Annotated in this window: 9 protein-coding genes; 5 read left to right on the forward strand and 4 right to left on the reverse strand. The window is 44.9% G+C overall.

Annotated features, from left to right (window positions below):
• Positions 1-52 precede the first annotated feature (52 nt).
• From ATG66_RS07185 to ATG66_RS07200, 4 genes are all read right to left on the reverse strand, one after another.
• On the reverse strand, positions 53-1,846 hold the full coding sequence (locus ATG66_RS07185; protein WP_098414679.1) for a PglL family O-oligosaccharyltransferase: 1,794 nt from the start codon (positions 1,844-1,846) through the stop codon (positions 53-55).
• A gap of 67 nt (positions 1,847-1,913) precedes the next feature.
• Complete coding sequence (uvrA, locus tag ATG66_RS07190; RefSeq protein ID WP_098414680.1) at positions 1,914-4,736, reverse strand: excinuclease ABC subunit UvrA; 2,823 nt, start codon at positions 4,734-4,736, stop codon at positions 1,914-1,916.
• A gap of 149 nt (positions 4,737-4,885) precedes the next feature.
• Complete coding sequence (gene galU, locus ATG66_RS07195) at positions 4,886-5,758, reverse strand: UTP--glucose-1-phosphate uridylyltransferase GalU (protein WP_098414681.1); 873 nt, start codon at positions 5,756-5,758, stop codon at positions 4,886-4,888.
• Between the two features lie 160 nt (positions 5,759-5,918).
• A complete protein-coding gene (locus ATG66_RS07200; RefSeq protein WP_098414682.1) occupies positions 5,919-6,563 on the reverse strand; it encodes a LuxR C-terminal-related transcriptional regulator in 645 nt (214 codons plus the stop codon).
• 276 nt (positions 6,564-6,839) lie between these two features.
• Here ATG66_RS07200 and ATG66_RS07205 point away from each other — a divergent pair, with 276 nt between their 5' ends.
• The 5 genes from ATG66_RS07205 (at position 6,840) to ATG66_RS07225 (ending at position 12,143) form a co-directional block, all read left to right on the forward strand.
• Positions 6,840-7,385: a single-stranded DNA-binding protein gene (locus ATG66_RS07205; protein WP_098414683.1), complete on the forward strand. Its 546-nt coding sequence runs from the start codon at positions 6,840-6,842 to the stop codon at positions 7,383-7,385.
• A gap of 319 nt (positions 7,386-7,704) precedes the next feature.
• Positions 7,705-9,714 carry an RNase E specificity factor CsrD gene (gene csrD, locus ATG66_RS07210; RefSeq protein WP_098414684.1) on the forward strand — a complete coding sequence of 670 codons (2,010 nt, stop codon included), beginning with the start codon at positions 7,705-7,707 and terminating at the stop codon, positions 9,712-9,714.
• Positions 9,715-9,725: 11 nt separating this feature from the next.
• The gene (locus tag ATG66_RS07215) at positions 9,726-11,171 is read left to right on the forward strand and encodes an MSHA biogenesis protein MshI (protein ID WP_098414685.1); all 1,446 of its coding nucleotides are present in this window, start codon (positions 9,726-9,728) and stop codon (positions 11,169-11,171) included.
• Positions 11,168-11,818 carry a type II secretion system protein GspM gene (gspM, locus tag ATG66_RS07220; protein ID WP_098414686.1) on the forward strand — a complete coding sequence of 217 codons (651 nt, stop codon included), beginning with the start codon at positions 11,168-11,170 and terminating at the stop codon, positions 11,816-11,818. The genes ATG66_RS07215 and gspM overlap by 4 nt, the downstream gene beginning before the upstream one ends.
• Positions 11,811-12,143, forward strand: a complete 333-nt coding sequence (locus ATG66_RS07225) for an MSHA biogenesis protein MshK (protein WP_098414687.1) — start codon at positions 11,811-11,813, stop codon at positions 12,141-12,143. Before gspM ends, ATG66_RS07225 begins: the two co-directional genes overlap by 8 nt.
• The last annotated feature ends 2 nt before the right edge of the window (positions 12,144-12,145 follow it).

Here is a 12,145-nt window from a genome sequence, read left to right on the forward strand (position 1 = left end):
TCAAAATATAAATAAAAAAAGCGAAGGTTCTCCTTCGCTTTTTTTATATGACTTAATTCGCCATGACCGATTCAGGCCGAGATATGTTCGGTGTCGCCGATTGCGCATGTGAAGGTGGTTGGTAATTGACTTGGCTAAAGTCTACGTTCGGAAATAGGAATTGCGCTTCAGTCCGTACTTGCTCAGCTTTGCTACTGTCGTTTAGACCTTGATAGGCGAGAATCAAATTATTATAGAAAGCAGGACGTGGTTTATCTTTAATGATCGTGAGTGACCAGTCGATGTATGGCTGAATCAATGTTGGGTCTTGCTGGTATAAGCCGATGTTCAAGAACGTGCTGTAGACATCCCAGTCGAATCTATCTTTCCAAACAACCGGATTGCTGACTTGATTGAGAATATCTGGATTGGTCGGTCGTGTGGTTTCGAACTTCGTCAGTATATAGTTGGTATGTAGAGCGCTCACCATGTAGAACGTAAATACGGTGGGAAGTATTAAACTCAAGACTCGTAGCAAGCTTTTTGTGATGTGACTGAATCCCACTTGTCGATAACGAGAGACGCGCTGATCTACCCAGTAAATAAGCAGAATGAAGATCAACCAATGCACTAAAGAATGATAGAAAGGGTATTCCAGCTGCGAGTGCAAGACCATCGGAATAAACAGTGCAAGTAGGGCAAGACGAGTCCCTCGCTTGGCTTGATAGATGCGATACAGTACGAGCATCATGGCTAAGAAAATGCCTAATATTGGCAATAATCCACCTTCAACGCCCCAGTAAAGTAGTTCGTTATGAGGATGATCCATTGCAGGTAAACCCGCGGGATAATGCTCGTTTAGTGCATGTTGGCGAGCAGTATACAGCATATACTCCGACTCAAATCGGCCATAGCCATAGCCGGTGAAAGGCTTTTCAATCACCATATCTAAAGTTTGAGGGAAAGTGTAAGCACGAGGTGACTCCATGTTCACTTTCTCTGTCGCTAAGCCGCCGCCGTCAGGAAAGGCAATGTGCATCACAACAACCGATAGTGCTAGCCCTGTCGCGAGAGACGAAACCCAGCGGACAAAGCGTCCTTTTGTCGCGAAGCGGTACATATACGGAATGAGCAATAATACGGCGATAATCGATGCTAACCAGCCAGTACGTGAAGCCAATGCCACAATCAATGGCAAAGTTAACACGGGCACTGCATAGAGCAGGTAAACATCACTCAATTTTCGGTCGTACTTATAGGGCTGGCGCGCAAGCAAGTAACTCGCAATCACCAATCCAGTTGCGAGAAAGCTAGCCATTACATTAGGCTGCTGGAAAATACCATAGGGACGGTTAACCATTGTATTGTAACCAAATGGATTACCCGGCTTGAGGTAGAGGTATTGCGTCAAACCGAAAATGGCTTCGATGACAACGGCCAAGACGATGAACCACAACAAGCGCTGACGGTGCTTATTACTGAAATGGAACTGTTGCAACACAATAAAAAACAGCAAACCACTCCAAAGGCCAATGAGTTTATTGGCCGCCAAACTACTATTCGCATTCGGATAAAAGACGGGCACAGTCATGATCATGACGCTAATACACAGCCCAATGGTCAGTTTGGAGTAACGTAAAACTCGGTTGCTGGCGAGTTGATAACATCCAATACCTAGCGCAAAACTAAAAGCAATCCAAGTTGTCGCATTGAATGAAAGAGCCAAGCCTGAACCGCCAGGATTAGGCATAAAAAAGTGCATTGCCAACAAAAACAGTGTTGCCAAAGCAAAGAGAAACTTGCGATTGAGAGGAATTTGTACTTTTTCAGGAGAAAGCTTCGTTCCACTTACATGTATAGTAGCCATAGTTATTGCGTTGTTTTGAATGAAAAAAGACCAGCACTTGCTGGTCTTCGTACTTTACCTGTTTTTTCTACTTCAACATAGGTTTAAGGAAGTGAGCTGTGTGTGAGCCCTCGATTTGCGACACATCTTCCGGTGTTCCTTGAGCAATTATCTCTCCACCACCCTGACCGCCTTCTGGCCCTAAATCGATAAGCCAGTCAGCAGTCTTGATAACATCTAAGTTGTGCTCAATCACGACCACTGTATTCCCGTGATCACGCAAACGATGTAGGACCGTGAGTAACTGTTGGATGTCATGGAAGTGAAGGCCAGTTGTTGGCTCATCTAAAATATAGAGCGTTTTTCCTGTATCGCGTTTCGATAACTCTCGTGCTAGTTTGACACGTTGTGCCTCACCACCAGATAGCGTGGTTGCTGCTTGGCCAAGACGTATGTATGACAGGCCAACGTCCATTAAAGTCTGCAATTTACGCGCAATAGCTGGAACTGGCTCGAAGAAAGTTCGCGCGTCTTCGACGGTCATCTCCAGGACTTCATCAATGGTTTTGCCTTTGTAGCGTACTTCCAAGGTTTCGCGGTTATAACGCTTTCCTTTACATCCATCACACGGAACGTAGACATCCGGTAAGAAGTGCATTTCTACTTTAATGACACCGTCCCCCTGACACGCCTCACAACGGCCACCACGCACATTAAAACTAAAGCGTCCAGGTTTGTAGCCCCGTGAGCGTGATTCTTGTGTACCGGCAAACAGTTCACGGATGGGGGTAAAGATGCCTGTGTAGGTGGCTGGGTTCGAACGAGGTGTGCGACCAATAGGGCTTTGATCGATATCGATCACCTTATCAAAATGCTCAAGCCCTTTAATGGATGTGTACGGTGAAGGCTGGGCGGTAGTCGCGCCGTTTAATTGGGTGTGAGCTATTTTGAAAAAGGTATCATTAATCAACGTTGATTTACCTGAGCCAGATACGCCAGTAATACAGCTAAATAACCCGACAGGAATCGACAGATCCACATTCTTAAGGTTGTTACCGGTGGCCCCTAGCAGTTTGACTGTTTTTTTCGGATCTCGGGGGGTGCGCTCTTTGGGGATCGCAATTTTTTTAACCCCACTTAAGTACTGACCAGTGACAGAGTTCGGGTTGGCGATAACTTCTTCGAATGTCCCTTCTGCGACAACGTAGCCACCATGAACCCCCGCACCAGGGCCGATATCAATCACGTGATCGGCACTGCGAATGGCATCCTCATCGTGCTCGACGACAAGTACAGTATTACCAAGATCGCGTAGGTGAGTCAGCGTTTTTAGCAGACGCTCATTGTCACGCTGGTGGAGACCAATTGATGGCTCATCCAACACGTACATCACACCTACGAGGCCTGCGCCGATTTGACTTGCCAGACGGATACGTTGTGCTTCACCACCTGATAAGGTTTCCGCACTGCGAGATAAGTTCAGATAGTTCAAACCAACGTTGACGAGAAATTGCAGACGATCGTTGATCTCTTTCATTATTTTTTCAGCGATTTGAGCGCGTTGTCCTTCGAGTTTTAAAGAACGAAAGAACTCAAGTGTATCCGCAATGCTAAGCTCGACAATCTCTGGAAGGGTGGTATCGGCAATAAAAACGTTACGTGCTTCCAAGCGTAAACGGGTTCCGCCACAGCTAGAACAAGATTTGGTTGAGATATACTTGGCTAACTCTTCACGTACGGAATTAGATTCGGTATCACGATAACGACGCTCTAGGGTATTCAGAATGCCTTCGAATGGATGCCGTTTGACGCGAATATCACCACGGTCATTGATGTATTTAAACTCAATTTCGGTACGCCCCGATCCTTTTAAAATCACATCTTGGGTTTTCTTGGGCAGCGAATTGAATGGGGCATGTAGATCCAACCCATAATGATCCGCCAATGATGTCAGCATTTGGAAGTAGTAATAGTTCTTTTGATCCCAGCCGCGAATAGCGCCTTGTGCCAAGCTCAGCGAATCATCTTGAATCACTCGGCTCGGGTCAAAATACTGCTGTACACCTAAACCATCACAAGTGGCACAAGCGCCGGCAGGGTTGTTGAACGAGAAAAGTCGCGGCTCCAATTCTTGCATGCTGTAACCACACTGAGGACAAGCGAAATTAGCCGAGAAAATAATTTTTTCGCCGTCTCCCTCCATGGGCGCAACCACGGCGATCCCCCCTGAAAGCTCAAGTGTTGTTTCAAAAGACTCGGCTAAACGCTGATGTAAATCTGGACGTACTTTAAAGCGATCCACGACCACTTCAATGGTGTGTTTTTTGTGTAATTCTAGAGTTGGCGGATCGGAAAGATCACACGTTTCACCATCAATGCGAGCGCGGATAAAACCTTGAGCAGCAAGATTTTCAAGTGTTTTGACATGTTCCCCTTTACGCTCTTTGACGATGGGGGCTAGTAACATCATTTTGCTGCCTTCAGGCATCTCAAGCACCTTGTCTACCATTTGACTAATGGTTTGAGCGGCAAGAGGGGCATGATGGGTCGGGCATCGAGGCTCACCGACACGGGCATAAAGCAGGCGTAAGTAATCGTAGACTTCGGTAATGGTACCCACGGTTGAACGAGGGTTATGAGACGTCGACTTCTGTTCGATAGAAATTGCAGGTGATAAGCCTTCGATAGAATCGACATCGGGCTTTTCCATCAGAGACAAAAACTGGCGAGCGTAAGCCGATAGAGACTCCACATAACGTCTTTGCCCTTCAGCATACAAGGTGTCGAAAGCGAGAGAGGACTTACCGGAACCGCTTAATCCAGTAATAACAATCAGTTTGTCGCGAGGAATTGTAAGATTAATGTCTTTGAGGTTATGGGTTCGGGCACCGCGAACTTCTATTTTATCCATCGTTTTTGCTCTATGTATAACCAAGTGGGACAAGTATTACATAGTGTGAGAAATGTGCAAAGAAAAACACTGGACAAAAAAACAGTGAAATAAAAGCTCGGCATGGTGCCGAGCTTTGTGAATCGTTATCGCGAAATAGGACGAAGAATTTATACCGCTTTTTGCGTTGCGTGCTTACCGAGCTCAGATGTTTTCTCATCTTTTAGGTACAGATTTTCAAAGCAGTAGTTTGTTGCTTCGATATAGCCTTCGACACTACCGCAGTCAAAGCGTTGACCTTTGAATTTATAAGCCAATACGCAACCTGCTTTTGCTTGTTTGAGTAGCGCGTCGGTGATTTGAATCTCACCACCTTTACCTGGCTCTGTATTTTCGATTAACTCGAAGATATCTGGAGTCAGAATGTAACGGCCGATAATGGCTAAGTTGCTTGGCGCGGTGCCTTTTTCTGGTTTCTCTACCATGTCATCTACGCGGTAGATATCGTCTTTGATCATTTCACCTGAAATCACACCGTATCTATGTGTTTCTTCTTCTGGGACTTCTTGAACCGCAACGATTGAACAGCGGAATTGCTTAAACAATGCAACCATTTGAGCCAGAACGCCTTCCTTTTCGTTGACACAAAGGTCATCAGCAAGGACTACGGCAAAGGGTTCGTCGCCGACCAACTCACGCCCAGTCAGGATAGCGTGACCTAAGCCTTTCATTTCACGCTGACGAATATAAGTGAAGTGTGCGGATTCAATGATGTCACGAATGTCTACCAACAACTCTTCTTTGTTGGTGCCGCTAATCTGATGTTCCAGCTCGTAGTTCTTATCAAAGTGGTCCATGATCGAGTGCTTGCCACGACCTGTAACAATACACATGCCGTTCATACCAGCTTGGATTGCTTCTTCAACACCGTACTCAATTAACGGCTTGTTCACTACTGGCATCATCTCTTTTGGCATTGATTTAGTGGCCGGTAGAAAGCGTGTGCCATAGCCTGCAGCAGGGAACAGACATTTTTTAATCATTGGGGGAATATCCTGTCTCGTTATTATCAAGAATCTGCGGGCAACTTTACCACGAGAGGCACCAATGAATCATGAATAAAGTAGGCAAAAGTGTGAGGCTGAGTGCGGAAACAAGTATAAACGACTCGCCAAATTAGCGACCAGAGTCGCCGGCATAGCGTTAAGACATCAAATTTTGATCTGCCCAAGCAATGGCTTGTACGCGATTCTTAACCGACAGTTTTTTGAATATCTGATACAAGTGAGATTTGATCGTAAACTCACTGACAAACAACTCTTCCGCCATTCGGCTATTCGAAGCGCCGGCTTGTAAGCAACGTAACACTTGTAATTCTCTAATGGTAAGGTCCACCGTCGCAGGCGCAGTATGCGTGTTAATGACATTACGATAATAATGTAAAAGCTGGCTAGTCACATTGCGTGGTAACCAGTTTTGACCGTTAACAATCCCTTTTAAACCTTCACCAACTTGCTCTAGAGAGTCCTCAGTATAGAAGAGTCCTTTGAGTTGTCCAAACGCCAGTAACTCGTCAGTGGTTAGACGCTTTGGGACATTAAAAATAACCGTTTCAAAATTTTTCCACACCAGCGGCAGGTTTTTTATCGATTGAACGAGGGATTTATGTTCACTGAAGTCAATAAGAAGGATTTTGTTGCGGTGCAGTGGTTTGGCTTCCATTAATGCGTCTGCCGAGATCACCGGAATACTCATGTCAATGTACTTCTCGAATATCGCGACTTTTTTGTCCGCGTTATCTTCCATACTGATCAGAAATAGCTTTCTTGCGTAAGCCGACTTTCTCACGTGTTTCAGTCTCCCAATAGTCAATAAAAACCATAAATTGGCATTAAAGGCGGGTTATAACCATAGTTTTGATGAATAAATGCGTTCCAATTCAAAGCTTCAGGAAGCGATGCCTGTAAAGCGAGTCAAAAATGCTACATGTGAAAGTTGAATAGCGATTGGGGTTCTAGAGGTGAACTCAATCGAACCCGTGGTATTAGACTTTAATCAAAACATTAAAGCGTGCTATTCTAATGCGCTAAAATTTTATATATCCAGAGTCAAACGGAGCACATCATGGCCAGCCGTGGAATTAACAAAGTTATTTTGGTGGGGAATCTAGGTACCGACCCTGAAATTCGTTACATGCCGAATGGCGGCGCAGTAGCAAATATAACTATTGCGACCTCTGATTCATGGCGTGATAAAGCGACTGGTGAACAGCGCGAAAAAACGGAATGGCACCGTGTCGCGTTGTTCGGCAAACTTGCTGAAGTCGCAGGTGAATACTTGCGTAAAGGCTCTCAAGTTTACATTGAAGGCCAACTGCAAACTCGTAAATGGCAAGATCAAAATGGACAAGACCGTTACTCAACCGAAGTTGTTGTGCAAGGCTTTAACGGTGTGATGCAAATGCTAGGCGGCCGTGGTCAAGGTGGCGGCGCACCTATGGGTGGCCAACAACAGCAACAAGGTGGGTGGGGGCAGCCTCAGCAACCAGCTCAGCAGCAATACAATGCTCCTCCGCAGCAACAGCAACAGCAACCACAGCAGGCTCCGCAGAAACCGCAGCAGCAATACAATGAGCCGCCAATGGATTTTGACGACGATATTCCGTTTTAGACAAAGACGAAAATGGATGTTTGAACCTAAACTAAAGGCCGCGAGAACGTGGCCTTTTTTATTCCTACCGCTTAGTGAATGTTTCAAACCTCTATGACTGAGGGCGATACCCTCGTGCCAATCAAATAAGGTGAGCTTTAACCACTTAGGGTAATCAGTATTTTACTACGATTGGGATAACAATAACGCTTATCAATGAATGCAATGTTGTTTATGTTTCAGCCTCTCACAATCAGACTAATCTGATTGTTTGGTGAGTTCTTATCAAGTATAAACATATCAATAAGGTATATGATGAATAAAAAGGAATTTGGTATTCATGAGGTATACCCCAACTCTTAAGTTAAGCACACGGCTGGTGGCCTTTGTCACCATGATCGTCATATGCGCCATGTTTATCTTGTTTGTCGGTGGCGCCCTTTCTTTTAAGCGACTTGGGCAGGAATATCTTACCCATTATCTAGAAGGGATTGTGGAGGTGGTCGACAAGGAGATGGAAGATCCTGACGCCGCTTATTCTATGCAGCGTTGGATGCCGAAAATGTTGCAGGCATCTAATATCGTTGAAATGACATTATCGACGAATAATGCCGTCGTTTATCGCTTCAAAGACACCTCCCACCGGATAGATGTATCGGCCTTGTTTGAGACAGAGTACCAACTCACTCACAACCCAGACTATGTTATTCATTTCAAAGCGGTTCCCCCCTATTTGGGCTATAGCTACTCAATGCAGGCGCTTTGGTCGATAACGCTCGCTGTCATCCTGATTATTTTCTGTCTGATGCGCGGTGTAACTTGGTTGAAAGAACAGTTATTAGGATCTGAAATGCTCGAAGAGCGTGGCAGGATGATCCTCGCTGGTCGCGTAGAGCAGTATGCGAAAGGAGATCAAAGAGAGTGGCCTTACACGGCGAGTGAAGCGCTCGATTTGTTGATTGAAGAACTGCAAGATGCGCGTCAAGAGCGCAGTCGGTTTGATACCTTCATCCGTACTCAAACTTTCCTTGATAAACTCACCGGGACCGCCAATCGAGTATTATTTGATAGTAAATTGGAATCTGCGTTGTTAGAGAATGGGGCGCGTGGTGCTGTGCTATTGGTGCGCATTCAGGATTGGAAGTCAGTTGAAGAAGAGCTAGATAAGCAGGTCACAGATGAGTTTATTGTTGAAGTTGGAAGCTTACTTTCCAATTTGGTTCAGCGATATCCAGATGTTGTATTCTCACGTTACTATGATGCTGACTTTGCGTTCTTTTTACCCCATCAAAGTGCTAAAGATGTAGCTAATTTAGCATCGCAGTGTATTCGCCAGTTAGAAAAATTAACACCACCTGAACCACTTGATCCTAACAACTGGTGTCATATTGGTATCACCACGTACAAAGAGGGTGAGCGACATAGTCAAATCATCGATGAAGCAGAAACCGCATTACGTAGTGCACAGTTGCAAAATAACAATAACTGGAGCCGCTTCAAAAAATGGAACCACGATGAAGAAGATCGAGGAAGTGTGAGGTGGCGAACGTTATTTGACACAGCGCTGACACCTAGAAATGTGATACTCTACGCACAATCTGTCTACTCAATAAGTGATAAGACGTATAAGAAACCATTATATGAAGAGTTAACATGTCGGATCCGCGATCCTGAAAACGGCATTGTGAAAGCATCTCGGTTTATTTCTGCGATAAGACTGGTGGGTTACGAAGCCCAAATGGATAGGGCGGTTATTCATAAATTCTTAAGGGATTTTAAGGCTAATTTCGATCACTCTAAATCTTATGCACTTAATTTAAATGTGACCCCTTTTTCTAATCGAGAATACTTCAAGTGGTTTCGTTATGAGCTCTTACAATTGTCACGTGAACAAAGAAAGTCTCTCAGTTTTGAGTTTGTAGAAGCACAATTTGTAAGACATTTAGATTTTATGCGACCACTCGCTAAAATGCTGGCTGGTTTAGGCTGTCATTTAATGGTCGGGCAAGCTGGACGTACTATCGTCAGCACCCACTACCTAAAAGAAGTCGATATTCGTTACCTCAAGCTTCATCGCAGCTTAGTAGCAAAAATCGACCAACGACATGAGAACCAGCTCTTTGTTCGCAGTATGCTAGGTGCGGCGGCAAACAGTAAAACTAAAATCATTGCAGTGGGGATTGAGAATCAGCAAGAGCTAAACACACTACTTGAGTTAGGTGTTTACGGTGGACAAGGGCGCTATTTGTCTGCGGAGCAGCAATATCTTCCTCGTTCTCAAGCGATGCCGCGTTCTCAATCAGAATCCCAAGTTAAATTGGGAAGACGAAATCGCTGGCGGAAAAAATAAAGATAAAGATCATGGATTTTAAAGCAGTATTCGACAAGCTCATGCAATCATCTGGTGGTGGTCGCTCTTGTTTTTTGGTTATTCAGCCAGATGCAGTTTATTTATTATCATCAGTCAAAAGTGGACGCCCATCTCAATTCGAAATTTCTGAGTCAAACTGGGAGCGGGCGGTTGAACAGGCATTAAGTGTAGCGGCCAGTGCGTACGACTCGCTGACGGTCGTGCTTTCACATAATTACTATCAGATGTATCAAATCGACAAACCAGCGATGCCTCGTCAGGAGTGGCCTGCCGCGTTGCCGTTTTTGTTGAAAGAACTGATTTCTGAACGCGCCATTGATGTTATTGCTGATGCGGTAGAGTTGCCCTACTCGACGAAAGTACAAACCTATGTCTTATCAAGAAAAATGCTGGATAAGATAGTTCTGCTTGCCAGTCGCGCTCAGCTGCCACTGGATGCGATCATCCCTGAAGATGATGTATGGGGTGAGACGGCGGGTGAGCTGGGTAATTTCTTACTATTGCAGCGCAGCGCGCGTGGCCATTTCCGTATTAGTGCTTTTGTCGAAAATACCATAGCATTTCATCGTTCTATACGTAGCGTGACGCCGCCGTTAACTGGCGTGCCATCGAGTGAAATGCAGATGGATAGCTTATCCTTAGAGCTGCAACGTTCGATTGATTACCTTTCTTCACAGCTTCGTCATGTTCAATTACACCAATTGAAAGTGTGTTGTGACGAAGAAGATGAAAACGAGTTGGTTCAGTCACTTAATTATCGTTTAAGTACAAAAGTTTCCCTGTTATTACCGGCTGAGCATGAGTTATCGGGGCATGTTTTGGCAGATACCGCTGCTGCTTCGGCGACACGGCGAGTCAATCTGTATCCTGACTACTTAAAGCCACAAAAAAACCTTCTGACGTTAAAAAATATCGCGATATCTTGGGGAGTGGCGGCAGTCGCTATTTTGTTCTCTTACGGTTATGTCACTTGGCAAAGTAGCGGCCTCGAGGACGAAATCACCATTGCAAAAAGCAAAGGCGATATTCTGCAATCAGAGCTTGAACGCTACCAAGTTAAGCTGCGTAAGCATCAGCCTGATACGAATAAGTTAGCTGCCAAAGCACGTTTAGAGCGTGAAGTGAAAGCCAAACGTGATTCACTACAAGCCGTGGGGAAATACGATGACACACAGCGCGCAGGCTACTCTGGCGTGATGCAATCCTTAGCTAAGCTGGGCAGTAAAGAGATCTCTTTATCCGAAATTCGAATTAATCGCCATACGTTAGATTTAAAAGGCTTGGCGAAAACACCAAGCTCAGTGCCGAATTGGGTAGGTCAATTTAAGCATGAAATCAGCTTAGTTGGCCGAACGTTTGATAATGTCAAAATTAGCCGAAACGATAAGGATGTTGTGACGTTTGAACTCAAAACGCGCGAGGATAAAGAGAAATGAATGAATTCTGGCTCTCATTAGAAGAGCGCTTTGGAGAGATGAGCGCGCGTGAAAAAGTGCTGGTTGCGCTATGTGGCCTAGTGGTGGTGGTCATGTTGCTGTTCACCCTCGTATTGGAGCCAAAGCTCAACGACATCATCAATCATGAAAAACAGTTGAGCAACTTAAAACAAGCTAACCAAAAGATCGAGATTGATACTTTACGTATTCAGGCGAAGCTGAGCAAAGATCCAAATGCTGAGATAGATCGAACTATCTCTAACCTTTTAGCTGAAAGTCAGCACCTTTCTATGCAGTTATCGGAGATCATCGAGCATTTAATCACACCTTCCCAAATGGCGGATCTGTTGGAAAGTGTGTTGGAGCAGCAAAAGGGGATTCATCTCTTATCGATGCAAACTCTGCCTTCTGAACCCATTACTAAAGATAAAGAGGCGTCGCAATACTCGGGTTACTACTTACACCCAGTGCGAATGGAGCTGATAGGGGATTACTTTTCTATCGTTAATTACCTCAGCAAATTAGAAAGTCTACCCGCCAATTATTACTGGCGCAGTTTTAGTTACAAAGTGGAAGAGTACCCGAAAGCGAAGCTGGTATTAGAAGTGTACACATTAGGGACTCGAGAGGAGTTTATCGGTGGTTAAAAAACTCATTATCTCAATGATTGTCATGGCTGCTGCGGGCGACACTTGGGCAAATCAAGACCCCACGGCGCCACTAGGTTGGCAAAAGCCAATCACTGAAGCGTCAGCGAAACCAACAGTAAAACAGTATCGACTCCCCACACTCAACAGCATTGTATGTAAGCCGACGACTGAGTGTGTCGCGATTATGGATAACAAGCTGGTCGAAAAGGGCGAGCGACTCAAAGGTTATCGTATCGCAAGCATCAATAGTAAATTTGTAACTTTAAAGCGTGGTAATCGTCAGTGGGACCTCGAGCTTTTTAGTTTAAACGTAAAAAAATAATA

Origin of the sequence: Vibrio sp. ES.051, from assembly GCF_002563795.1 — a bacterium.
GTDB lineage: Bacteria > Pseudomonadota > Gammaproteobacteria > Enterobacterales > Vibrionaceae > Vibrio.

Bases quoted from the DNA above. Each gene is read 5' to 3' on its own strand.
- uvrA (WP_098414680.1), bottom strand. From the start codon at position 4,736: ATGGATAAAATAGAAGTTCGCGGTGCCCGAACCCATAACCTCAAAGAC.
- ATG66_RS07215 (WP_098414685.1), top strand. From the start codon at position 9,726: ATGGATTTTAAAGCAGTATTCGACAAGCTCATGCAATCATCTGGTGGT.
- gspM (WP_098414686.1), top strand. From the start codon at position 11,168: ATGAATGAATTCTGGCTCTCATTAGAAGAGCGCTTTGGAGAGATGAGC.
- galU (WP_098414681.1), bottom strand. From the start codon at position 5,758: ATGATTAAAAAATGTCTGTTCCCTGCTGCAGGCTATGGCACACGCTTT.
- ATG66_RS07185 (WP_098414679.1), bottom strand. From the start codon at position 1,846: ATGGCTACTATACATGTAAGTGGAACGAAGCTTTCTCCTGAAAAAGTA.
- ATG66_RS07205 (WP_098414683.1), top strand. From the start codon at position 6,840: ATGGCCAGCCGTGGAATTAACAAAGTTATTTTGGTGGGGAATCTAGGT.
- csrD (WP_098414684.1), top strand. From the start codon at position 7,705: ATGAGGTATACCCCAACTCTTAAGTTAAGCACACGGCTGGTGGCCTTT.